A 23,414-nucleotide genomic window follows, 5' to 3' on the forward strand; every position below is an offset into this window, starting at 1 on the left:
CCGGCCCGGCGCGGCCCGAGCCGGTGACCTCACCGCCCGGCCGGTGGCGAGCCGGTCCCCCGCGGCACCGCCCGGACCGTGCGCCGCTGGCCGCCAGGGTCCTCCGAGTGGCCGTCGGTGTCCTCCGACGCGTCGGCCCGCATTCCTACGGTTGCTCCAGTTCGCGCGCCCCGGCCCGCCCACGGTCCGTGACAGGAAGAGGCCCCATGACCGCATCCGTCCGAGCGACGGCTCCCCCTCTGCCCGTAAGAGGCGGCCCTCTCACGGGCGCCCGCCGGGGCACGGCCACCGTGTTCGCCGCCCAGGGCGCGGCGGTGGCCGCCGTGTCCACCACCGTGCCCGCCGTGGAGAGCCATCTGCGGCTGTCGTCCCTCGCGATGACCGTGCTGACGATCGCCCTGACGCTGGCGGCGGGCGCGGGCAGCTTCGCGGGGCTGGCCGCCGTGCGCCGCTCGGGTCCCGTCACCGTCATGCGTGCGGCGGTGCTGACCGCGGCCGCGGCCTTGCTGTCCGTGGCCTGGGCACCCGGTCGGGGCGCCGCGTCGGCCGCCTATGTCCTTTTCGGGCTGGCACTGGGCGCCGTCGACGTGTCCGTCAACACCCGCGCGGCGACCGTCGAGCGCCACTACGGGCGCAGCATCCTCTCCTCCTTCTACGCCGCCTGGAGCGCCGCGGGCGTGGCGGCCGCGCTGCTGACGGCGGGCGTCTCCCGGCTGGGCTGGCCGATCCAGTACATCCTCACCGCGCACGCCGCACTCGTGGCCCTGCTGGCCCTGACCGTCCGGCCCCACGTTCTCCCGCCCGCGCTCTCCTGGTCCGGCGACGGCCCGGCGCCGGACGAGGAGGTTCCGGGTCGGCGAGTGTGGCCGCGGCTCGTCCCCTTCGGTGTTGTTCTCCTCGTCGCCTACGTCGTCGACTCCACGGTCTCGGCATGGTCGACCGCCTACCTTCATCAGACCCTCGCCGCGTCCCTGGCGGCCGCGCCGCTCGCGTACGCGGCCTATCAGACGGGCACGGTGACCGGCCGGGCGAGCGCCGACCTCCTGGTCCGCCGGATCGGTCCGGTGGCGGTGGTCCGCACTGCCGCCCTGCTCGCGGCTGCCGCCCTGGCCGCCCTGGCAGCGGCCCGGAGCTGGCCGTACGCCGTCGTCGCGGCAGGATGTGCCGGCCTCGGAGTCGCCGCCCTCACCCCGCTGTGCGTCGCCGCCGCCGGACGCCTGCGGCCCGGCGCCCCCGAGACCGTGCTGGCCCGGCTCAACGTCTTCAACTACGTCGGCGTCCTCGTCGGAGCCGGCGCGAGCGGGGGCCTGGGAGCGACCGGCCACTTCCGCATCGCCTATGCCGTACCCGCCGCCCTCGCCCTGGCCCTGGTGGCCATGGCCCGCTTCTTCCGCACCGCCGGCACCCGGGCCGCCGCCGGCGTTCCCTGACGCTCCGCACCTCGGCCTGGCTCTGTCGAGTGACCGTCCCAAGTAACACAGTCGATCGACATTGCCGGATGACAACGGTGTGTGCGGGTTGGTCGTCACGACCGAGGACACCGTGATTGGCGGCACGTACCAGGTACGCAAGGGCGAGACGTTGATGATCCTCACCCCGGCCCTGCACCGCGACCCCGCCTGGGGTGGGAACGTCGAACTCTTCGACCCCGAGCGGTTCACCCCCCGAGCGGGAGGCGGCGCGCCCGATCCATCGGTTCAAGCCGTTCGGCAACGGCGAACGTGCCTGCATCGGCCGCCGGTTCGCCCCGCACGAAGCCACCCTGCTGCTGGGACGGATCTGACGGTCGTGCGCACCAGTGCCGGTCCGGACCGGCACGGCGATCCCCGGACGGTTCGGCCGGACCGGCGACCGCTTCGACGCTGGCGATCGAGGCGGGTTCCCGGGTGCGTGGGGTCGTCACCTGTCCTGGCCCCGGACTGTCCAGGCCGAACCCATATTGCACACATATAGTGGTTTATGTCTCACTTCAGGTGCACTACCGGCGGAAGGCATCTCATGAAGTTCGCAGTCATCGGCGGTACGGGACTGATCGGGTCGCAGGTCGTCGAGAACCTGAACGCTGCCGGGCACGAGGCGGTGCCGCACTCGCAGTCCACAGGGGTCGACATCATCAGCGGGCAGGGGCTGGACGCGGCGATGGCGGGAGCCGATGTAGTCGTCAACCTGACGAATTCCCCGACCTTCGACGACGCCTCCCTCGCCTTCTTCCAGAACTCGATGGACAACCTCCTGGCCGCGGCCGACAAGGGCGGCGTCGGCCACTTCGTCATCCTCTCGATCGTCGGCACGGATCAGGTGCCAGGGCTGGACTACTACCGCGCCAAGGCGCTCCAGGAGAAGATCCTCGCGGACGGGCCGATTCCTTACTCGATCGTCCGAGCGACGCAGTTCATGGACTTCCTGGACGCGGTTCTCTCGTGGACCGCAGACGCGGACAGCGTCCGGCTGCCCACTACACCCATCCAGCCCATCGCCTCCAAGGACGTGGCCGCAGCGGTCGCGGAGGTCGCCGCGGGCGCCCCGCTGAACGGGATCCGCAACATCGCGGGCCCCGAGATCTTCCCGTTGGACGAACTGGGCCGGATCACCCTGTCCCGCAAGGGCGACCACCGTACCGTCGTCACCGACCCCACCGCCGGAATGTTCGCCCTGGTCAAGGGGGACGTCCTCACCGACAAGAACGCCCACCTCGCGCCCACTCGTTACAGCGACTGGCTCTCCTGACGAACTCTCACCCTCGAAGGAACGATGCCGGCGGACCGCACCAGCGGCGACACCGCCATGGCACTCGCCATGGCGGTGTCGCCGCAGTGCGCAACCGGCCGCGGCTGCGAACGGTGCGTCAGCCTGCGGCGCACGCTCCGTCCGGAACCGGACCGTGCGCGGCCGGAGGTCAGGCGGTGGGGCGCGGGGCGCGCAGGTGGGCCCGCTTCTCCAGTTCCTCGTCGTCGACCAGGGTGAGCATCGGCTGGTCCGGCGCGCACATCATGAACACGATGTACTTGGCCGGCGCGTCTGCCGAGGCGTTGCCGTTCTGGTAGTGGATCACCTCACCGCCCGGCTCCCAGAAGGTCTCGCCCGCCTGGAGCACGCGCTCCGGCTCACCCTCAAGCTCCCACCGGACCGCTCCTTCGAGCACGTAGCCGAAGCACGGCCCCGAGTGGCGGTGCGGGGGAGTGCCGGGGTGACCGGGCGCCCACTCGACAAGGACGGTCATTCCGGATGCGCCTTCGGGAATGAAGGGCGGTTTGACGTCCGCCAGCATCCTGGGTCCGAAACCGTCCTCCGAGTGCATTTCGTGCATGGTGCCACACCTCCGTAGACCTGCCCGGAACGGACGATCTCGCGTCGGCGGTTCCGGGCTCACGACAACTTGCTTCACAGTGAAGACAAGGCACGGCCCACATCTGTGACACGCCACGAGCTTCCTGCCTTGCGGCCGGACGCGGCCACGTCGCTCCCGCCTTTCCGGTAGCGAGGCGCAGCGTGTCGACATCCGTGAATGCCGTACCGGGCGGCGAAGAAAACCGGCTCGGCCGACCAGGTGGCCGAGCGTCATCGGCCGGTGTCCGCAAGCCGGTCTCCCCGACGGGGGCAGCGGGGACGCCGACAAGGACTGTCCGCGTCCGGCCGGGCCCCGGTGCCGGCTCAGCCGAACATGCCGACCTTGTAACTGCCGGCCGGCTGCCGGGTGATGACGTTGATGCGGTTGTAGGCGTTGATGACGGCAATGAGGGTGGTCAGCGCGGCGAGTTGGTCCTCGTCGAAGTGACGGGCGGCGTTCGCCCAGGCCTCGTCGGTGACCCCGCCGGCCGCGTCCGCGATGCGGGTGCCCTGCTCGGCCAGCTCCAACGCGGCGCGCTCGGCCTCGGTGAAGACCGTCGCCTCCCGCCAGGCGGCGATCAGGTTGAGCCGCACCGAGGTTTCCCCGGAGTGGGCCGCCTCCTTGGTGTGCATGTCGGTGCAGAAGCCACAGCCGTTGATCTGACTGGCGCGGACCTCCACCAGATGCTGAACGGTGGCCGGCAGCGTCGAGTCCGACAGCACCTTGCTGGTCGAGAGGAGATGCCTCAGCACCTTGCCCGCGAAGGGATTGCCGTAGTAGTCGAGACGTGCGTCCATCGGTCCTCCTAGCAGAATTGCTGGTACGCACTACTGACCGGACAGCCTGGCGGGGTGTGACACCCAGTGCACTGTGACGTGGGTCTCCGGCTCCTCCGGTCTGGTTCGCGCCGGCCTCGGGGCGTCCTGTCCTGGCCGGTGGCGCGTACCGAGTCTTGATCCATGTTTTACGTCCCCCGGGGAACTGGAACCGGTGCTGCGGCAGTCTGACGGACTGTGGGGCCTGTCGAGGCCGCGGAGCGAGACGAGTGAGTGGGGCAGGGCGTGGGACGGCGCAAGGGCGGCATAGGCATCGCAGTCGGTACGGTCGCAATGCTGGTGGGCGTGACCGCCTGCGGCGGCGGGGGCAGCAGCGACAAGGCGAGCGGGAGCGATGCGAAGGCGTCGGGGACGCCGAGCGCGAGCGCCTCGCCCAGTCCCACGAAGCCCGCGGGTCCGCCGATGCTGCTGGACACGATCACCCCGCAGACCGGTACCACGGTCGGCGTGGCCATGCCGATCTCGGTGATCTTCACGAACCCGGTGGCGGCCAAGGCGCGGGCCACGGTCGAGAAGCACATGAAGGTCAGCACCTCGCAGCCGGTGGTCGGCGCCTGGCACTGGATGGGCGACCGGCGCGCCGACTGGCGGCCGAAGGCCTACTGGCCCTCCGGCACGAAGGTACGGATCGACGCCGACATGACGGGCGTCAGCAACGGCAACGGACGCTACGGCGTGCACGGTTACACGCACACCTTCACGATCGGCGACGACGTGCGGGCGGACGTCTCGGTGACCGGCCACACCATGAAGGTGACCCGCAACGGCCAGACCGTACGGACCCTGTCGATCAACGCGGGCAGCCCCCAGTACCCGACGTGGGACGGCACGATGGCCGTCATCGACAAGCAGGAGAAGGTCCACATGACCTCCTGCAGCGTCGGCATCAGCTGTGACAAGGGCAGCCCCAACTTCTACGACCTGACGCTGCCCTGGGACGTCCACCTCACCCAGTCGGGCACCTACGTGCACTTCTCGACCGGCGACCCCAACCCGGGCAGCGGCAGCGCCCGCGGTTCGCACGGCTGCGTCCACCTGTCCCTGTCGGACGCGAAGTGGTTCTACGGCCAGGTCAAGCAGGGCGACCCGGTCACCATCACCGGCTCCCCGCGGGGCAAGGCGCCGGCCGACAACGGCTACGCCGACTTCAACCTCGGCTGGGACCAGTGGCTCACGGGCAGCGCTTCAGGACAGGAGACGTCCACGGCGCTCTGACGCGCGACGGGCGGGTCGCCGGCGCTCCTCCGGGAGCGGCGGCGGACCCTGCCGCCTGGGCCGGCCGAGGACGACTCCGGCCAGCACCAGGACGAGCCCGCACAGTTGACGGCCGGTCAGCACCTCTCCGGCGACCGCCGTACCGAGCAGGACGCCCGTGACGGGGTTGAGCAGGCCTATCAGCCCGACCGTTCCCGCGGACAGGTGCCGTAGCCCGGTGAACCAGGCGACGAAGGCCAGCGCGGTGGCCACCAGGGAGACGTAGCCGAACGCGAGCAGCGCCGGTACGGAGAGCGCGGGCGGCGGACCCTCCACCGCCGCCGCGACCGGGAGCAGGAAGAGGCCGCCGGCCGTGAGCTGCCAGGCGGTCGAGGCGAGCACGTCGGTACCGGCGCTCCACCGCTTGGTCAGGACGTGCCCGAAGGCCGACACCACCATGGCGGCGGCCGAGGCCAGGACGCCCGCGACGCTCACGCCCGCCACCCCCGTGAGCAGCATGAGGCAGACCCCGCCGAGTCCGAGCACCGCGCAGGCGAGCTGGGCGGGCCGGGGCCGCTCGGACACCAGGGGCCAGGCCATGAGCATCATCGTCAGCGGCGAGACGGCCATGACGGTCGAGGCGACGCTCGTCGGAAGCAGCTGGGAGGCCACGTAGACGAGGACGAAGAACACGCTCATGTTCAGCAGCCCGAGCACCGCGGACCGCCACCACCACGCACCGTGCGGACGCCGTCTGCGCAGGGCCAGCAGGACGAGCCCCGCGGGCAGCGCCCGCAGGGCGGCCCCGTAGAGCGGGCTGCCGGCCGGCAGGAACTCGTGTGTCACGTAGTAGTTGGCACCCCAGGCGACCGGCGCCACCGCGGTGATCGCCACCCAACGCGAATTAGCTTCCATGGAAGCCAATATAGCTTCCCGGGAAGCTATCATGGGTGCATGAAGCACGGTGAACCCATCGACCGCGTGGCCCGCATCCAGGCCGACTGGCGCCGTGAGCGGCCCGACGTCGACATCGGCCCGCAGGGGGTGATCGGCAGGCTGCACCGCCTGGCCGGCCGGCTCACCGAGGAGCTCTGCCTCGTCTACGGCCGCTACGGCCTCAGCGAGGGGGAGTTCGACGTCCTGTGCGCCCTGCGCCGGGCGGGGGAGCCCTACGAGCGGGCGCCGGGCGAACTGGCCGCGCACACCATGGTCACCACCGGCGCGATGACGAAGCGGATCGACCGCCTCGAACGGGCCGGACTCGTCACCCGCCGCCGCTCCGACGACGACCAGCGCGGCCGCATCGTCGCCCTCACCACGCCGGGGCGTGAACTCGTCGACCAGGCCTTCACCGACCACATGCGCAACGAACGCCGCCTCGTGGACCTGCTGGCCCCCGCCGAGGCGGAGGCGCTCGAAACGCTGCTCACCACCTGGCTCTCCCGCGTGGAGGACCCGCGTCCGACCGGCGGCGAGTGACCGGCCCCCGGTACCCGGGCACGATCACCTGTTCACTCGGACGGGTGATCCTCGCGCGCGCACGGCAGGGCTCGGTCCAGAGTAGAGGCCGGGGGAGCGGGGGACCCGGCAATGCCGTGATCGGCTCATCGTGCGCCGGCCCGCCAGGAGGATGTGGGCATGGTGTGGATGATGTGGGACGCGGAAACCTCGTTCGTCGGCCGGGCGGCGGAACTCGACCGGATCGCCGCGGTGTTGGGCGGGAGCAGACTGGTCACGCTCAGCGGCCCGGGCGGGGTCGGCAAGACCCGGCTCGCCCAGCGGGCCGTGGCCCTCGGCGAGGCGGCGGGCGGGGGAAGCGCGGAGGTCGCCTGGGCGGACCTGTCCCCGCTGCGCAACGCACACCTGCTGGCGGCCACCGTCGCGGACGCGCTGCGGCTGTCCGACCACACCTCGCGGCTGCCGGCGGACGCCGTCTGCGCGTGGATCGGCGACCGCAGGACGCTCCTGGTGCTCGACTCCTGCGAGCACCTGCCGGCCGAGTGCCGCGACCTGGCCGGCGATCTCCTGACGGCCTGTCCGAACCTGCGCATCCTGGCCACCAGCCGGGAGCCGTTGCGGGTGCGCGGCGAGGCGGTGGTCGAGATCGAGCCGTTCGCCTCCGTCGAGGAAGCGGTCGCCCTGTTCGCCGACCGTGCCGCGGCGGCGGGCAGCCCGCTCGCCGACGACACCGACCGGCGGCTGGCCGTGGACCTGTGCGAGCAGCTGGAACGGCTCCCGCTGGCACTGGAGCTCGCGGCCGGCCAGTTACGGAGCATGTCGCTGCCGGACCTCTGCGCGGGACCGTACCGGCTGGTGGACCTGCCACCGGCACCGACGCGCAGATGGCCGCCCCGGCACGCGGCCCTGCGCACCACCATCGGCTGGAGCCACGAGCTGTGCACCCCGCAGGAGCGGCTGCTGTGGGCGCGGCTCTCCTACCTGCCCGCCGCCTTCGACGACGAACTCGCGGGACAGCTGGCCGGCGGCGCCCCGCTGGCACCGGGCAGCGTCGGGTGGACGCTCGTCTCGCTGTGCGACAAGTCCGTCGTCGTCCGCAAGGACGGGGCGTACCGGATGCTGGACGCCGTACGCGAGTACGGCCGGATGTGGCTGTCCGAGCTCGGCGGCGAGCAGGAACTCGCCCACCGGCACGCCCAGTACGTGCTGGCCCAGACCCGGCGGGCCCACCGTGAGTGGTTCGGTCCGGCGCAGCGGGGCTGGTACCGGCGGATCGGGTTCCTGCACTCCGACATCCGGCTGGCGGTCGACCACCTCCTGGCGACCGACCCGGCCGCGGCCCTGGAGATGATCGGCAACGTCACCTTCTTCTGGGTCTGTTCCGGCTACCTGTACGAGGCCCGCCAGTACCTGGAGACGGCGACCGTGCCGGCCGCCCGGGACCGGGACGAGACATGGGTGCAGGGACTGTGGAGCCTGGGGCTGACCCTGACCCTGCAGGGTGAGCAGGCCGCGGCGCACGAGACGGCCGCCGCGTGCCGGCGCGCCGCCGCGGAGGCTCTCGACGCCGAGGGGCTGGGGCGGGCCGCCTACCTGGAGGGCCTGCTACACCTGCTGGAAGGGCGCCCCCTCGCCGCGGTGAACGGCGTCGAGACGACGGAGCCCGGCGCCGGCGCCACCCGCCCGGACCAGCTGACCGCACCGACGGTCCTGTGCCGCCTGGTCCACGTCTTCGGGCTCACCGGCTCCGGCCGGCTGGACCAGGCCCGGCACGAGGCCCTCGAACTCCGCGACCTGTGCGCGGCGCTGGACGAGCACTGGACCCGCTCCTACGCCGAACACCAGCTGGCCCTCATCGCCTTCCTCGCCGGCCGCCCGCACGACTCGGTACGCCACGCGCGGGCCGCCCTCGACGCCAAGCAGCACATCGGGGACGCCTTCGGGATCGCCATGGTCATGGATCTCCTCGCCATCGCCCTCGCCGACGCGGGGGAGGAGCCCGCCGCCGCTTACGCCTTCGGCGCGGCCACGCGCTTCTGGGAGACGGTCGGGCACCCGCAGCGCGGCACACCGGAGATGGCGGCGCTGCGCAGCGAGTGCGAGGACAGGCTCGTGCGCCGCATGGGACTGAGGCGCTACGGCCGGACCTTCCGCCGGGCGGCCCTGAGCGACGCACGTTCACTCGTCTCCTGGGGCGCGAACGGCGGCCCGGTGCCCGAGGAGGAGTGACACCGCCGGCGGTCAACTCAGCGCGAAGGCCTGTGCGCCGGATCCGTTGCAGTCCCAGATCTGCAGGCGGGTGCCGTTGGCGGTGGCGCCGCTGGGGGAGTCGAGGCAGCGGCCGGACTGGGGGTTGAGGAGGGAGCCGTCGGCCTGCTGGACCCATTTCTGGCCGCCGACCCCGTTGCAGTCCCACAGCTCGACCTTGGCGCCGTTCGCCGTGCCGTTGCCGACGATGTCCAGGCAACGTCCCAGTGTGGAGAGGGAGTTGTCCGAACCGTGGTACCAGTGCTGGTCGACCGCGTACGACTGGCAGCCCCACAGCTGCACGGCGGCGCCGTCGCCACCGGTGTCGTCGGCGGCCACGTCGACACAGGTGCCGCCGGGGCCCTTGACCGGCCCTCCGCCGTTCACCGAGAACTTCTGTGCGCCGGATCCGTTGCAGTCCCAGATCTGCAGGCGGGTGCCGTTGGCGGTGGCGCCGCTGGGGGAGTCGAGGCAGCGGCCGGACTGGGGGTTGAGGAGGGAGCCGTCGGCCTGCTGGACCCATTTCTGGCCGCCGACCCCGTTGCAGTCCCACAGCTCCAGCTTCGCCCCGCCGGCCGTGCCGTTGCCCTCGATGTCGAGGCACCGTCCGAGCGTGGACAGGGAACCGTCGGGGTTGTGCGTCCAGTGCTGGTCCTCGGCGTACGTCTGGCAGTCCCACAGCTGTACGGCGGCGCCGTCGGTGCCGGTGTCGTCGGCGGCCACGTCCACGCACTTGCCGCCCGGTCCGGTGACCGTCCCCTGCGGACCGTTCGGCACGTCCGTCCCGCCGCTGTAGCCGACGGAGACGATGTTCGCCTGCACGGCGTTCTCGGCGGCGTCGGTGGGATAGCCGGAGACCATGACGCCCTCGAAGAAGGTGCCGCGGTTCCAGTTGCTGTTGTCGCCGCCGATGCCGAGGATGATGCCGCCCTCCTGCTGCATCGGCTGGTACCCGCCCCGGGTCGGGAGCGCCCCGTCCCACCAGGTGGACAGCCCGCCGGACCGGGAGTCACCGCCCTTGAGCGCGTACCGGGTCTGCCCGTTGTTCTTCAGGACGGCGGTGACGAAGGCGGAACCGTTGCCCCGGTTCGCCGTGTTGGAGCCGTTGTCGCCCTGGAACATGCCGTTCTCCAGGTCGGCCTCCACCCACGGGCCGCTCCCGGTGCAGGGCGCGAAATAGCACGTGGTAGCGATGGACACGGCGTCCATGTGCCCGTTGCCGGTGTCGGCCGGGGTGCGCTCGGCGTTGCCGTAGTCGAAGCAGCAGGCCGATCCGACATGGGTGCCGCTGGCCACCATGTAGGCGCCCTCGGGCTGTCCGCCGACGGCGACCCCCGAGGCGACGCCGGTGTAGCGGTAGCCCACGCCGGGCGAGATCCACAGCCCGTAGACCTTGTGGCCGCCCGCGGTGACGGCGATCTCGGACGCGTCGGCACCCCGGTCGGCACCCGTGCCCGCGGTGCCGGCGGGTCCGGGCGTGAGGTCGTTGTGCCGGCCGCTCTGGTCGTAGATCTTCGTGATCCGGCAGCCGCCGTCGGCGGCGCAGAAGGCGTCCTGGGCCGCCGCGTCGGCGTACCCGCCCGGCGCCAGCAGCCCGATGTCGGCGGTGGCCCCGTCCGAGACGCGGGTCACCTGGTAGAGCGGGCCGTCGTAGGAGGACAGCAGCGCGCGGGTGACGCTGTGCGCGGCCACGCACGGGGTCCCCGCCGCGGCGTAGATGTCGCACGGCAGCGAGCCGGCGGCCTGCGAGGCCGCCGGGAACCCGAGCAGCAGCCCGAGAGCGAGTCCGAGGGACGCCAGCACGGCGACCACCGGGGACCTTCGCATCCATGGTGTTGGCGAGGTCATGACATTCCAGGCGGACGGGGAACCCCGCATGGCGCGTCCCTTCGAAGCTGGAGTGGGGGCGGGCCGCACCGAGGGTGCGGCGGCACAGCTCTTCGATCGGCTCGCCCGGAACCTACGCACGCTGTTCGAGTGCGTCAATGTTTGTTTCCTTTTTTGGTTCGGACCAGACCGGGAACGTGAACCTGTGTCCGGGCATGGGGAGTTCGGGCCGCCCGGGACACCGGCAGGGACACCGTCAGGGGCTCAGGAGGCGGTCCGGGCCGAGCGGGACCTCGTGGAGCAGCAGGCGGCTGCGCGCCTCCCGTACCCCGAGGCCGGCCTTGAGCCGGTCGACGACGTTCTTGAACTCACGGGCGTCCGCGCAGGCGACGCGCAGCTGGTAGTCGTAGTCCCCGGTCAACCGCATCGCGGCCACGACCTGCGGGACGTCGTGCAGCCGGGCCTCGAAGGCGGTGCGGTCGACGCCCTCCCGCAGGCGGATGTCGCTGAGCAGTTCCAGGCCGTGCCCCAGAGCCGCCAGGTCCACCTCGGCCCGGTAGCCGCGGACGACGCCGTCCGTCCGCAGGCCGCCGCCGTGATGATGCGCTCCGCGCTGACCGTCGTACCCGGCACCCTCGCCTTCCTGCTGCTGCTCTGCACGGCCTTGTGAACGCCTCGCGGCCGGCCAGGACCCGCTCGCAGCGGTGCCGTGCGAGCACTCGGCTCGCACGGCACCTTGCGGGACCTCCGGCGGAGCGCCTAGTCGCCCTTGGCGCGTACGCCGTCGGCGATGCGCTTGCCGATCGTCTCGTCGATGTTCGACCAGTACGTGAACGCCCGCTGGAGGACCGGATCGCTGACGCCGTCGAGCAGATGCCCCACGACGTTGGAGACCAGCCGGTCGCGCGCCGCGTCGTCCAGCACCTCCCGGACCAGGGTGCCGGGCTGACCCCAGTCGTCGTCCTCGGGGTGGGAGACGTACGCGGCACGGACGATCTCGCCGTCCGCCTCCCAGGTCGGCGGCGGCCCGAAGGCGGCGGGGTCGGCCACCGGACCGCCCTTGGAGTTCGGGGCGTACACCGGGTCGGACGTCTTGCGGTACGCCATCGCCCCGTCCTTGGAGTAGGTGTGGACGTCTACGATCGGCGCGTTCACCGGGAGCTGCTGGTAGTTGGCGCCGATCCGGTGCCGGTGGGCGTCCGCGTAGGAGAACAGCCGGGCCAGCAGCATGCGGTCCGGGCTGGGCCCGATCCCGGGGACGAAGTTGTTGGGCTGGAACGCGGCCTGTTCGATCTCGGCGTGGTTGTCGGTCGGATTGCGGTCCAGGGTCATCCGCCCGACCGGGACGAGCGGATAGTCACCGTGCGGCCACACCTTGGTGAGGTCGAACGGGTTGAAGCGGTAACCCGCGGCATCCGCGTACGGCATGAGCTGCACGTACAGCGTCCAGCTGGGGTACTGGCCGTCACGGATGTGCTCGAACAGGTCGCGCATGTGGTACTCCGTGTCGACGGCGGCCATCTGGTCGGCGTCGTGCTGGGTGAGGAACTCGATCCCCTGGTCGGTCTTGAAGTGGTACTTCACCCAGAACCGCTCGCCCTTGGCGTTGATCCACATGTACGTGTGCGAGGTGTAGCCGTTCATGTGGCGCCAGGTCCGGGGGATGCCGCGGTCGCCCATCAGCCAGGTCACCTGGTGTGCGGACTCCGGGGAGAGCGTCCAGAAGTCCCACTGCATGTCGTGGTCGCGCAGGTTGCTGTCCGCACGGCGCTTCTGGGACCGGATGAAGTGCTGGAATTTCATCGGGTCCTTCACGAAGAACACGGGTGTGTTGTTGCCGACCATGTCGTAGTTGCCCTGGCTGGTGTAGAACTTCACCGCGAAGCCGCGGGGGTCGCGCCAGGTGTCGGGGCTGCCGCGCTCACCGGCGACCGTCGAGAACCTGATGACCAGGTCGGTGCGGGTGCCGGGCTGGAAGAGGCCTGCCATGGTGTAGGCGCTGACGTCGTCGGTCACCTCGAAGCGGCCGAACGCGCCGCTCCCCTTGGCATGCGGCTGGCGCTCGGGGATCCGCTCCCGGTTGAACTGTGCCATCTGCTCGATCAGATAGGCGTCCTGCAGCAGGACCGGTCCCCCGGGCCCCACGGTCAGCGAGTGCTCGTCGCTCTCGACGGGGGCACCGGAGTCGGTCGTGGTGAGGGGTGGCTTCTGCGTCATGACTCTGCCTTTCTCCGCACGGAGCAGGGGGTGCCGGTCCCCGCGGGGACCCGGGGTCCTCACGGTGTCCGGGGACCGGGGACCGGAGGCCGGTCGGGGCACCCGTGGCCGCGCCCCGGGGGCGGCGCCGGACAAGCCGCACAGCTGTGCTCGCGTCCTCGCGTCCTTCGTGTCGTCCGGAGCCCTCCGGCTCCGGCGGAGCGAGTGCCCCGGCCTGGGGGAGGCGCACACCGAGCGCCCGGTGTCCGGTGTCCGGTGCCCGAGCCCCGTGCCGACGGGCGGCCCGGCCCGGCTCTCCGGCATCCAGCGTGGTCCCACCGGGCCGGAGCCGCCACTCGGGGGCCCGGGCCGTTTTTGAGGTGCGCCGCCGCCGGTCGTGTCCCCGGCCGGGGACGGTCGTTCCTCAGGGCATGAAGAGGATCATCACTGCCGCCGCGCTCGCCCTGACGGGCGTGGCTCTCGCCGCCCCTGCCCACGCGGACGGAACCGGGCCCGGCCCGTCCCGTGACCTCGCCACCAAGGTCGCCGGGGCGCTTCCCAAGGCCGCGGTGGCGGGTCTCAACGCGGCTGCCACGTCCATGACCACCGGCCTGCAGGACCGTCCCCCGGCCAAATAGGCCGGCCGCCGGTCCGGCGAACTGGTCGGTCCGGCGAACAGGTTCGTCCGTCGAACAGGTTCGTCCGGCCCCGACCCGGTTCTCGCCCTGCGGCCCGGGCCGCAGGGCGGCCTCGCCCGGCCGCGCCGCCTCGCCCGGCCGTGCCGCCTCGCCCGGCGGCTCCCTACCGGGGCGAGTGGCGTGAGGGCGGCCCGGTGAGCAGATGCCGCTCGTGGGACGCGTAGCGGCTGCGTTCCCGTTCGGCGGACCGCCTGCCGGCCAGCACGGTGGTGAGCCAGCCGGCGAGGAAGCCCGCCGGTACGGAGACGAGCGCGGGGGTGTTGTAGGGGAACCAGGCGAAGTCGGCTTCCGGGAAGGCGGACAGCGGTGTCCCGGAGACCAGGGTGGTGCCGGGGGCCAGGGCGAGCACGGACAGCGAGCCCACCACCAGGGTGGTCAGCAGCGCGGTGCGCGTGTACCGGCGCCAGAAGAGGGTGTAGAGGAGTGCCGGGGCGATGGCGGAGGCGCCGAGGGTGAAGGAGACCGTCGCCAGGGGCTGAAGGCTGCGGTGCTGGGCGAGGACGGCCAGGAAGATGGTGGGGATGCCCACGGCGAGGGCGCTGCACCGGGCGAGGGTGAGTTCCCGGGCCGGTGCCGGGGGAGTGGCCCGGGACGCCGTCAGGTCGTGGGCGAGGGTGTTGGCGCAGGCCAGCGTCATGCTCGCGACGGAGGCGAGCAGCGTGAGGAAGACGGCGGTGGTGACGGTGGCGAGGAGCAGGCTCTCCGGCCGGGACAGCCCGGTTCCGAACGCGGCACGGGCACCCAGCAGGTAGGCGGTCGTGCCGTGCGCGTCGGCGGCGGCGATCTGGTCGTGACCGACCAGCGCGGTCGCGCCGGTGCAGATCAGGGTGAGCATCAGGATGAAGAGGGTCACCGAGGAGACCGCCCAGGACATCGCCCGGCGGACCTGGCGCGGGGTGCCCGCGGTGTACATCCGCATGGTGACGTGCGGCAGGCAGGCGCCGCCCAGCACGATGGCGCACTGGGTACTGGCCATGTCCAGGGCCGGATGCGGGCTGCTGGAGTACTGCAGCCCCCAGGTCAGATAGGAGTCACCGGCCCCGCTCCGCCCGGCCGCCGCGTGGAACAGCGCCTGGGGCTGCCAGTCGAACGCGCGCAGGATCAGTACGCTCACGACCAGCCCCGAGCCGAGCAGCGCCACGGTCTTGATGATCTGGACCAGTGCGGTGCCGGGCATCCCGCCGAGCGCCGCATAACTGATCATGAGGACACCGGCCCCGGCCACGCATCCGTTCTGCATCCCGGCGTCGGAGAACCCGAGGACGTAGGCCAGGAGTTCACCGACACCGGCGAGCTGGACGACCATCATCGGAACGAGCGCGGCGAGGGTGACCAGACAGGCCGTGACGCGGACCGAGCGGGCCGGATGGCGGCGCGCCAGCGCGTCGCCCATGGTGTAGCGGCCGGTGTTGTGGAGGGGTTCGGCCAGCAGGAACATCAGCAGCAGCAGGGACAGCAGGGCGCTGAGGGCGAGGACGATGCCGTCGTAGCCGCACAGGGCGATGATCCCCCCGATGGTGAGGACGGTGGCGGCGGAGATGTAGTCACCGGCGATGGCCAGCCCGTTGCGCAACGGGGAGAGGGACCGGTAGCCGGTGTAGAACTCGGCGAGGTCGTCCGCCTCCGGGCCGGTGAGCACGCACAGGAGCAGGGTGAGGGCGACGACCGAGCAGAACGCGACGAGGGACCAGGACTGGGCGGAGCCGCCCAGCCCGGTCACGGTGCCTGCTCCCGGCCCGCCGTGGCCGCGCCCGTCTGACGGCGGGCGCGCCGCGCCAGGGGATCCACGAAGCGGTGCGCGGCCGCCTCGTGGAGCAGGACCGCCAGCCAGGTCACGGGGATCTGGACGAGGGCGAGGACCAGCCCGGTGGGCAGGCCGCCGGGGCCGGGGCGGGCCATCAGGGAAGGCGCCTTGACGGTCAGCGTCAGGAAGGCGGCGAAGTAGCCGAGCGCGGTGACGGTCGCCACCCGCCGGTGCCAGCGGTGTGCGCGCCGCAGCAGGCGCAGGGTGCGGTGGGCACCGGACCGGGGGTTCGCGGAAGCGCCGTCGGACGGCTCCGCGTCGGCCGACCAGGTCGGGGCCGGGCGGTCGTAGGAAAACCCATCCGAGGGTAAATCGGGGACATCGTAGGACATTTCGACAACTCCTCGATGGGGACCGCGGACCCGGCCGTGACGGGTAGCGAGCGGGGAGAGCGGTTCGGGCGGCCGTACGGTGTGCGGCCGGGAGGTCGTGCGAAGCCGTGTGCGCCGGTCGTCCGGGGTGTCGTCGCCGTGGGGGAACGGTCGGGTGAGCAGGGCGCCATGGTCTCCGGCGTGGGCGTTGTCCGCCAGGGGTGCGGCCGGACTCGGTGCGGACGGTCCGCGGTCCGCGGGGCTGACGTCGGGATCTCCGCAGGGAGGTGATGAAGCATGCGCGGCGTGCGGGGTGGCGCGATCCGTTCGAAAAGTGCGCCGTCGCACACCCCATGAGCCCCGGGCCGCCCGCCGGTTGGCCCACCGGCGCGGGGCGTGACTGTGACGCACTTCATGGGTGGCGTAGGTCTCGGAGCGCGGCTCGATCCGTACGGCGCTCAACTTCCCGAAGGTGCAAGGAGTTTGCTCGGCAACGATCTCTGCCGGGCGGCCGCGTGCCCCTGTCGCGCAAGTGCCGGAGGGAACTGGCGTGACTTCCCTGGCAGATGGGCCGCCCCGGGAGTTGTCGAATGCGAAGTACATTGCAATGGCAGTGTCTTGACCTCAAGCCTGTGCAATCAGGAGCGTTTCGGACACTTCACTCATTTACTGGCTTTCTGTGAAAGATGCGTGCTATGGGCGCCTATCTGACTCCTCCAGCCGTAGTACAGGGCGAACATGCCGTGAAGACCGGCGAGATCCTCGCAGAGGTGCGCGGCCGGCACCCGCAGGCGCCCTGGCTCTCCCGGATCGACGGCATCGCCGCGAGCACGGGGATCGACTCCCGCGGGTGGATGCTGCCGCTGGAGACGGCCACCGGGCCCGGCGGCGGGACGGGCCTGCGAACTCCGGGCGCCGGCCCGGCCCGTGCGGCACTGGCCGGCCACGGGTTCACCGAGCAGGAGGTGAACCGCGCGATCGCCGCGCTGGAGGCGATACCGGCGCCGCAGACCATCCAGGAGCGCACCGCTCCGGCCTGGGCGGCCGTGCAGACGTACGCGGCGCACGCGGCCCGGGAAGCCCTGCGAACCGCCGGGCTGGACACCACCGACGTGGACTGCCTGATCACCAGTCACTCCACCACCCCGGCCCTGCCGGGGCTGGACCTGTCCCTCCTCAACCGCCTCGGGCTGCGCGACGACGTACTGCTGCTGCCGGCCACCCAGTGGGCCTGCATCGCCGGCACCCGGTCGCTGGCGCTGGCGGCCGACCTGGTTGCCGCGGACCCCGACCGGGTGGTGCTGGTCGTGATAGCGGAGGCGCTGAGCACCACCTACCAGCCCGCCGACGACACGCTGGAATCACTGATCGTGCGGCTGCTCTTCGCGGACACCGCGGTCGCCGTCGTGGTCACCGGCCGCCCCCGGCCGGAGTCGGTCCTGCGCCTGGACGCGGCCTGGCACCACACCCTGCCCGGCACCACCGACCTGCACCGGCTGGAGACCCGGGAGGACGGCACGCACTTCGTGATGGACCGCCGCGGGCCGCGCGCCGTACAGGAGACGGTGGCCGCGATGTGGGAGTGGCTGCGCGCGCGGCACCGGGACGACGGGCCCACCTGGCACCCCGACCTGCTGCTGGCGCATCCCGGCGGGACCCGGGTCCTGGAGTACATGGAGCAGACGATGCCCGCCACGTGGCCGGAGGGACTGCTGGCCTACAGCCGGGACAGCTACACCTCGGGCAACCGCGGCGGTGCCGCCGTACTCGACATCCTGCGCCGGGCGCACGACGCCGGCCAGAAGTCGGGCAGCCGTACGGTGCTGTACGCGGCGGCGCCCGGGCTGACGGCCACGGCCCTGGAAGGGGAGTGGCTGTAGCGGAAGCCCTGCCGCTCCCGTCGCGGCACCGGCGCTATCCCTCCAGCTCCGCCCAGACGGCCTTGCCGGTGTCGGTCCACCGCACCCCCCAGCGCGTGGTCAGCTTGTGGACGACGTGCAGGCCCCGCCCGTCGTCGTCGAGCAGGTCACCGCGGTGCAGCCGCGGCCGGCCGTTGCCGGCGTCGCCGACCTCGCAGGTCAGTCGGTGTCCGGCCCGCACCAGCCGCACCGTCACCGGCCCGGTGCCGAACCGGACGGCGTTGGTGACCAGTTCGCTGATCACCAGCAGCGCGCCGTCCCGGGCCTGTTCGCCGAGGTGCCAGCGGCGCAGCAGGGGCGCGGCCAGGGCGCGGGCGCGGGCGGCGCTGTCGTCACGGGCGGGCAGCCGCCAGGTCGCGGTGTCCCGGCCGCGCCGCCCGGCCATCCGGGCGAGCAGCAGGGTGACGTCGTCGCGCAGCGGCTCCGCCGGGCCCAGCCGGGCGACCACACGCCGGGCGGCCTGTTCCAGGTCGTCCCAGGGATGCACCTCGCGCACCACGTCCGTCAGCCGGCCGATGCCGTCGTCGATCGCGGCGGCCGGATCCTCCACCAGGCCGTCCGTGTAGAGGACGAGCATCGTGCCGGGCGGCGCGGCGAACTCGTGCACCTCGAACGGCTCCCGTACGACGAACTCCGCGCCGAGGGCCGGGTGCGGCTGCGCCGCGACGGTCTCGGTGGACCCGTCGGGATGCACGAGGAGCGGGGGCAGGTGGCCGGCGTTGGAGATCAGCACCCGGTGGTCGACCGGATCGTAGACGGCGATGCAGCACGTCGAGCCGAGCGCGCTGTACCCGGCGGCGAGGCCCGCGTCCGTGTCGTCCAGCAGGGTGACGGTCTCGTCCAGCCGCTCCAGCACCTCCCCGGGGCCCAGCCCCGCCGACAGCAGCGCGCGGGCCTCCATGCTCAGCTGGCCCATGGCCGCCGCGGCCCCCAGTCCGTGCCCCACGACGTCGCCGACCACCAGCGCGGTACGGTCGCCCGGCAGCGGAAAGCTGTTCACCCAGTCACCGCCGACACCCGCACTGTCCGGGGTGGTCGGCTCGTACACACTGGCGACCTCGATGGTGTCGCTGCCGGTCCGCGGCAGCAGCCGCCGCTGCAACGCCAGGACCTGGGCGTGCTCACGCTGGTGCTGGCGGGCCAGGTCCACGTGCCGGGCCGTCTTGGCCACGAGCTCCTGGAGGTCGAGCAGTTCGCCGTCGCCGAAGAGGCACTCCGGGCGCCGCCAGACCTCCGTCACGCCCAGCACGATGGGCCCCGGTGTGCCCTCCGGTCCTTCCACGACCAGTGGTATGCAGGCGACGCTCACCGGCCGGTTGCCGGGCACCAGGGCGCGCACCAGCTGCGGGTCGTCCAGCGCCCGCTCGATCGCCGCACGGTCCGGGATGACGACCGCCTGCGGAACGTCGTCGCGCATGACCGCACCGGCCAGCAGCCGGCTCGCCTCACGGGGGAGGTTGTCCCCGGGGGTCAGGTACCCCTCGGGCCAGGCCCGGTCCGGCACCAGGGCCGCGCGCCGCAGCCGGATGCGGTCCTGCGCCTGCTCGGTGACGGCCTCGCCGGTCCACACGGCGTAGTCGAGGTTGACGGCGGCCACGTCACCCCAGGCCAGCAGGGACTGGGCCAGGGACTGGGCGGTCTCCCCGATGTCCAGGGACGTGCCGATCGCGGTGGCCGAGGCGTACAGGTGGAGCCGTTTGGCCATGGCGATCAGCGAGACCGTCAGACCCTCCTGCGGTGGTGCGGCCGGCAGGATGCTCATCGAGACCACCATCTCGGTCCCGTCGTCCCGCCGCAGGCGCTGGACCCGTGCGACGTGCGCCTCCCGCGTCTCGAGGACCCGCCGCAGCCGTTGCGTGACCGTCGGTACGTCCACGGGCGGCAGCAGATCGGCGAAGGCGGTCCCCGGCGCGGCGGTCACCCCCGCGAACGGGGCGGCCTCCAGATTGGAGCCGCTGACCCGCAGATCCGGGCGGAGACCGACCACCCCGAGGATCTGTTCCCCGTCCTCGGCCTGGCTGTCGGCCCCCAAGGGGTGCTGCCTGCCCACCACCGTCGCTCCGCCCTTCGGGATGTAGTCCCCCAGGGCGCCGCTGACCGTGTCGAACGGCGAAGCAGAGGAGGGCGTGGGGTCCATGCAGCTCACACAGCTCGCTGACTCCGGCGCGTACCGGCAGATCTTCCCGAGTCCATGCGGACGGGTCCGGAGAACCCTCTCCGCACATCTCATGAGTAACACAAGTACCCTGCTCACCGAAGGGATAAAAGTGATCAAAACAACACAAGCTGTGAGTAACGCCAGGATCGAGCTCTTGTAAAGGTTTCTTTAGAAAGATACCTTTACATCATGGACCGGCGACAGCTCACCGACCCGCGCGCCCTCCGCGCGTACGCCCACCCGTTCCGCCTGACGCTCATCGGGCTGCTGCGCAGGGAAGGCGCGATGACCGCCACCCGGGCGGCCGAGCTGACGGGGGAGTCGGTGGCCGGCTGCTCCTATCACCTGCGGATGCTGGCCAAGTACGGGCTCGCGGAGCAGACGGGCGGGGGACAGGGCAGGGAGAAACCCTGGCGGGCGACGGCATCGTCCACCTCCTGGCCCGGCTACGCGGCGGACCCCGAGGTGCGGGAGGCCGCCACCGCGCTCAGCCTCGCGCTCGTCGAGCGGTACTTCACCGAGGCCACCCGCTGGCTGGAGAACCGGCACACCGAGCCCGCGGAGTGGCAGGAGGCGGCACCGCTGGGTGACGCCACGATCTTCGTCACCGCCGCCGAGCTCAAGGAACTCGACGAGAAGGTGTGGGAACTGCTCCGGCCCTACATCCGCCGCACCGAGGATCCGGGAGAGCGCCCCGCCGCGGCCCGCCGCGTGTCGTACGTCCACTTCGCGCACCCGGCACGGGAGTTCGGCACGCCGGCGCAGGGCGACACGGAAGAACCGCACGCGTGAGCCCGGCCGGGCGGTTACCCGCCCTCCTGCGCGAGCCGGCGTTCCGCCGCTACTGGACCGGGCAGACCGTCTCGCTCTTCGGCGACCAGATCACCCAGGTCGCCCTGCCCCTGCTCGCCGTCCTGGCCCTGGACGCGGGTCCGGCGCAGATGGGGTGGCTCACGGCCGCCGGGCTCCTGCCCAGCCTGCTGTTCTCGGTGCACGCCGGTGTCCGGGCGGACCGCAGCGGGCGACGCCGGCACCTGATGATCGTCGCCGACCTCGGGCGGGCGCTGACACTGGTATCGATCCCGGTCACCTGGGCCCTGGGCCTGCTCGGCCTCGGCCAGCTCTACGCGGTCGCGTTCACCGTCGGCACCCTGAGCGTGCTCTTCGACGTCTGCAACGCCGCGCTGTTCGTCTCCCTGGTGCCCGCCGAACGCTACGTCGAAGGAAACTCCCTGCTCAACGGCAGCCGGGCCATGTCCTACGTGGGCGGCACCAGCGCCGCGGGGCTGCTGGTGCAACTCCTGTCCGCGCCGGTCGCGCTGCTCGCCGACACCGTCTCCTACCTGTCGTCGGCCTGGCAACTGTCCCGGATCCATCCCGCCGAACCACCGGCCGCCACCCACGCCGAGGGCGGCCTCACGGCCGGCTTCCGCCACCTCGTCCGTTCCCGGATCCTGTGCGCCTACTACGGGGCGGTGACCACGCTCAACCTGTTCAACTTCGCCTTCCAGGCCGTCTTCGTCCTGTACGCCACCACCGAACTCGGGCTCGGTCCCGGCCTGCTGGGCGCCGTGCTCGGCTGCGGTGCCGTCGGCTCGGTGATCGGCGCCCTGCTGACCGGCCGGATCGTGCGCAGGCTCGGAACCGGGCGGGCGGCACTCCTCGGCCTCTTCGCCTTCCCCGCCCCACTCGCCCTGGTCCCGCTGGCCCGGGGCCCCCTCCCCGTCACGGCGACATGCCTGCTGCTGGCGGAGTTCGGCTCCGGATTCGGTGTCATGCTCCTCGACATCGCCGGCGGATCCCTGACCGCGTCGCTGATCCCCGACACCCTGCGATCCCGCGTCGCGGGAGCCGCCCGCCTCTTCGGCCACGGCATCCGCCCCGTCGGCGCACTGGCAGGCGGCTGGCTCGGCTCGGCGATCGGCCTGCGCCCCACCCTGTGGATCGCGACCGTGGGCGCACTGCTCGGTCTGGCGTGGGCGCTGCCCTCCGGAACACTCCGGCCCGCGCGCCCGGCACCCACCGTCGTCCGGCCGGCGGACTGAGGAACCGCCTGCCCCTGCACCGGTCCGCCCCCGACGCGGCTCGCACGGGCTGGGAGGCCGCCGCCGTCTGCGCCGGATCGGCCGACCGACGGAGGTCCGAGCCGGTCTCGATCCGCTCAGGAGGTGGCGGTGGCGGAGGGCGGGGCCGTGGAGTTGCGGATCACGAGCTGTGTGCCGACCTCGATGTGATCCATGAGCAGTTTCTGGCCCTCGACGAGGGAGAGCAGCGCGCGGGCCGCCTTCTGGCCCATGTCGTGCAGGGGCTGGCGCACGGTGGTCAGGCCGGGGAAGCTCTGCGCCGCCTGGGGGAGGTCGTCGAAGCCGACGACCGAGAAGTCGTCGGGAACCTTGAGACCGTGGGCCCGCGCGGCGTCGACGGCGCCGAGTGCCATCAGGTCGGCTCCGGCGACGATCGCCGTGGGGGCGTGGTCGGCGATCAGGCGGGTGGCCGTGCGGAATCCGCAGGCGTAGGAGAAGTCGCAGGACGCGACCAAGCGTGCGTCCACCTCCAGCCCGGCCAGCCGCATCGCGTCCTCGAAGCCCTGGAACCGGACGGACGTGCTTTCGAGGTCCTCCTCGCCCCGGAGATAGGCGATCCGGGTGTGGCCGAGGTCGATCAGGTGCTGGGTGCCCTGCCGCATGCCGTGGTAGTTGTCGACGGTCAGCCGGGGCAGGGGCACGTCCAGACGGCGCGGGTCGATGATGACGCAGGGCAGGGTCTGGCGGCGCAGCAGCTCGACCGTCTCGTCCTCCAGGACCGGCGCGATCATCAGGACGCCGTCCACGAGGCCGCGGCCCAGGAACTCGATGCGGTCCTTCTCGCGTACGGCGTCGTGGTAGGAGGCGTTGACCAGCAACTCCTGTTCCGCGTCGGCCAGTTCGTCGGCGACGCCGCGCAGGATCTCCAGCCCGTACTGGCTGGTGAGGTCGAGGGCGATGAGTCCGATCAGTCCGGTGCGGCTGGCCTTGAGGTTGCGTGCCGAGATGTTGGGCCGGTATCCGAGGCGGCCGGCGACCTCCATGACGCGGCGGCGGGTCTCCTCGGAGGCCCCGGGCTTGCCGTTCATGACGTTCGACACGGTCATCGCGGAGACGCCGGCCTCCGCGGCCACCCGCGCGATGGTCACCCGCTCTGCCACTCCAACTCCTCCTGCCTGCAAGGCACATGGGCCGAACCGGAACTCCGTCGTGCCGGCTCACCCAACCATGGTACTCCGGGAAACTTCCAGGAAACTGTAACGATAAGGCTAGAGCCTCTCCGAGTGAAACCCCGTGTGGGCTTGGGGCATACGACTGCCGGGACTATGGGCGACGGCCACGGAAAGTTACGTATAGATGTCGCCTAAGTTTTGCGTTACAGTTCCCGGCCATCGGCACGAAACGATTGCCGCAA

General features: G+C 72.0%; 20 protein-coding genes and 1 pseudogene. 11 read left to right on the top strand and 10 right to left on the bottom strand.

Going from position 1 to position 23,414, the window contains the following annotated elements; all coding sequences use genetic code 11:
- Positions 1–206 precede the first annotated feature (206 nt).
- From ACFZB3_RS08030 to ACFZB3_RS08040, 3 genes and pseudogenes are all read left to right on the top strand, one after another.
- Positions 207–1,430, top strand: coding sequence for an MFS transporter (locus ACFZB3_RS08030; protein ID WP_391371457.1), 1,224 nt, complete (start codon positions 207–209; stop codon positions 1,428–1,430).
- Positions 1,431–1,533: 103 nt separating this feature from the next.
- Positions 1,534–1,774: pseudogene (locus ACFZB3_RS08035) on the top strand (cytochrome P450); the annotation flags it as partial.
- Between the two features lie 224 nt (positions 1,775–1,998).
- Positions 1,999–2,727 (top strand): NAD(P)H-binding protein, encoded by a 729-nt coding sequence (locus ACFZB3_RS08040; RefSeq protein ID WP_391371460.1) that lies wholly within the window; start codon positions 1,999–2,001, stop codon positions 2,725–2,727.
- A gap of 169 nt (positions 2,728–2,896) precedes the next feature.
- Here ACFZB3_RS08040 and ACFZB3_RS08045 read toward each other — a convergent pair whose 3' ends face one another.
- Entirely contained in the window at positions 2,897–3,307 is a 411-nt protein-coding gene (locus ACFZB3_RS08045; protein WP_391371463.1) for a cupin domain-containing protein, read from the bottom strand.
- Between the two features lie 344 nt (positions 3,308–3,651).
- Positions 3,652–4,125 (bottom strand): carboxymuconolactone decarboxylase family protein, encoded by a 474-nt coding sequence (locus ACFZB3_RS08050; RefSeq protein ID WP_391371466.1) that lies wholly within the window; start codon positions 4,123–4,125, stop codon positions 3,652–3,654.
- A gap of 312 nt (positions 4,126–4,437) precedes the next feature.
- Between ACFZB3_RS08050 and ACFZB3_RS08055 the strand changes: the two genes are divergently transcribed.
- The gene (locus ACFZB3_RS08055) at positions 4,438–5,379 is read left to right on the top strand and encodes an Ig-like domain-containing protein (RefSeq protein WP_391372067.1); all 942 of its coding nucleotides are present in this window, start codon (positions 4,438–4,440) and stop codon (positions 5,377–5,379) included.
- On the opposite strand, the gene ACFZB3_RS08060 is transcribed toward ACFZB3_RS08055, so the two are convergent.
- Entirely contained in the window at positions 5,350–6,273 is a 924-nt protein-coding gene (locus ACFZB3_RS08060; RefSeq protein ID WP_391371467.1) for an EamA family transporter, read from the bottom strand. The genes ACFZB3_RS08055 and ACFZB3_RS08060 overlap by 30 nt on opposite strands.
- A 39-nt stretch (positions 6,274–6,312) precedes the next feature.
- Here ACFZB3_RS08060 and ACFZB3_RS08065 point away from each other — a divergent pair, with 39 nt between their 5' ends.
- Together ACFZB3_RS08065 and ACFZB3_RS08070 are read left to right on the top strand one after the other, a co-directional pair.
- Positions 6,313–6,837, top strand: a complete 525-nt coding sequence (locus ACFZB3_RS08065) for a MarR family transcriptional regulator (RefSeq protein ID WP_391371470.1) — start codon at positions 6,313–6,315, stop codon at positions 6,835–6,837.
- A 159-nt stretch (positions 6,838–6,996) separates the two neighbouring features.
- On the top strand, positions 6,997–9,045 hold the full coding sequence (locus ACFZB3_RS08070) for an NB-ARC domain-containing protein (protein WP_391371473.1): 2,049 nt from the start codon (positions 6,997–6,999) through the stop codon (positions 9,043–9,045).
- A gap of 12 nt (positions 9,046–9,057) precedes the next feature.
- Here the strand turns inward: ACFZB3_RS08070 and ACFZB3_RS08075 are convergent, their stop codons facing one another.
- Positions 9,058–10,890 carry an arabinofuranosidase catalytic domain-containing protein gene (locus ACFZB3_RS08075; protein ID WP_391371476.1) on the bottom strand — a complete coding sequence of 611 codons (1,833 nt, stop codon included), beginning with the start codon at positions 10,888–10,890 and terminating at the stop codon, positions 9,058–9,060.
- 256 nt (positions 10,891–11,146) lie between these two features.
- Positions 11,147–11,437: an Lrp/AsnC ligand binding domain-containing protein gene (locus ACFZB3_RS08080; RefSeq protein WP_391371479.1), complete on the bottom strand. Its 291-nt coding sequence runs from the start codon at positions 11,435–11,437 to the stop codon at positions 11,147–11,149.
- On the opposite strand from ACFZB3_RS08080, the gene ACFZB3_RS08085 reads away from it, so the two are divergent.
- Positions 11,414–11,560, top strand: a complete 147-nt coding sequence (locus tag ACFZB3_RS08085) for a hypothetical protein (RefSeq protein WP_391371482.1) — start codon at positions 11,414–11,416, stop codon at positions 11,558–11,560. The genes ACFZB3_RS08080 and ACFZB3_RS08085 overlap by 24 nt on opposite strands.
- Before the next feature lie 89 nt (positions 11,561–11,649).
- Here the strand turns inward: ACFZB3_RS08085 and ACFZB3_RS08090 are convergent, their stop codons facing one another.
- Positions 11,650–13,107, bottom strand: a complete 1,458-nt coding sequence (locus tag ACFZB3_RS08090; protein ID WP_391371485.1) for a catalase — start codon at positions 13,105–13,107, stop codon at positions 11,650–11,652.
- A 410-nt stretch (positions 13,108–13,517) separates the two neighbouring features.
- Between ACFZB3_RS08090 and ACFZB3_RS08095 the strand changes: the two genes are divergently transcribed.
- Positions 13,518–13,724, top strand: a complete 207-nt coding sequence (locus ACFZB3_RS08095) for a hypothetical protein (protein ID WP_351715310.1) — start codon at positions 13,518–13,520, stop codon at positions 13,722–13,724.
- Between the two features lie 163 nt (positions 13,725–13,887).
- Here ACFZB3_RS08095 and ACFZB3_RS08100 read toward each other — a convergent pair whose 3' ends face one another.
- Both ACFZB3_RS08100 and ACFZB3_RS08105 read right to left on the bottom strand, forming a co-directional pair.
- Positions 13,888–15,504, bottom strand: coding sequence for a cation acetate symporter (locus ACFZB3_RS08100; RefSeq protein WP_391371488.1), 1,617 nt, complete (start codon positions 15,502–15,504; stop codon positions 13,888–13,890).
- On the bottom strand, positions 15,501–15,920 hold the full coding sequence (locus ACFZB3_RS08105; RefSeq protein WP_391371491.1) for a DUF485 domain-containing protein: 420 nt from the start codon (positions 15,918–15,920) through the stop codon (positions 15,501–15,503). Before ACFZB3_RS08105 ends, ACFZB3_RS08100 begins: the two co-directional genes overlap by 4 nt.
- Before the next feature lie 674 nt (positions 15,921–16,594).
- Here ACFZB3_RS08105 and ACFZB3_RS08110 point away from each other — a divergent pair.
- The gene (locus tag ACFZB3_RS08110) at positions 16,595–17,779 is read left to right on the top strand and encodes a type III polyketide synthase (RefSeq protein ID WP_391371493.1); all 1,185 of its coding nucleotides are present in this window, start codon (positions 16,595–16,597) and stop codon (positions 17,777–17,779) included.
- A 34-nt stretch (positions 17,780–17,813) separates the two neighbouring features.
- Here the strand turns inward: ACFZB3_RS08110 and ACFZB3_RS08115 are convergent, their stop codons facing one another.
- Complete coding sequence (locus tag ACFZB3_RS08115) at positions 17,814–19,955, bottom strand: SpoIIE family protein phosphatase (RefSeq protein WP_391371496.1); 2,142 nt, start codon at positions 19,953–19,955, stop codon at positions 17,814–17,816.
- A 210-nt stretch (positions 19,956–20,165) separates the two neighbouring features.
- Between ACFZB3_RS08115 and ACFZB3_RS08120 the strand changes: the two genes are divergently transcribed.
- Positions 20,166–20,768, top strand: coding sequence for a helix-turn-helix domain-containing protein (locus ACFZB3_RS08120; RefSeq protein ID WP_391371498.1), 603 nt, complete (start codon positions 20,166–20,168; stop codon positions 20,766–20,768).
- Positions 20,765–22,021: an MFS transporter gene (locus ACFZB3_RS08125; RefSeq protein ID WP_391371500.1), complete on the top strand. Its 1,257-nt coding sequence runs from the start codon at positions 20,765–20,767 to the stop codon at positions 22,019–22,021. The genes ACFZB3_RS08120 and ACFZB3_RS08125 overlap by 4 nt, the downstream gene beginning before the upstream one ends.
- A gap of 116 nt (positions 22,022–22,137) precedes the next feature.
- Here the strand turns inward: ACFZB3_RS08125 and ACFZB3_RS08130 are convergent, their stop codons facing one another.
- A complete protein-coding gene (locus ACFZB3_RS08130; RefSeq protein ID WP_391371503.1) occupies positions 22,138–23,160 on the bottom strand; it encodes a substrate-binding domain-containing protein in 1,023 nt (340 codons plus the stop codon).
- Positions 23,161–23,414: the final 254 nt, after the last annotated feature.

Origin of the sequence: Streptomyces sp. NPDC008092, from assembly GCF_042957285.1 — a bacterium.
GTDB lineage: Bacteria > Actinomycetota > Actinomycetes > Streptomycetales > Streptomycetaceae > Streptomyces.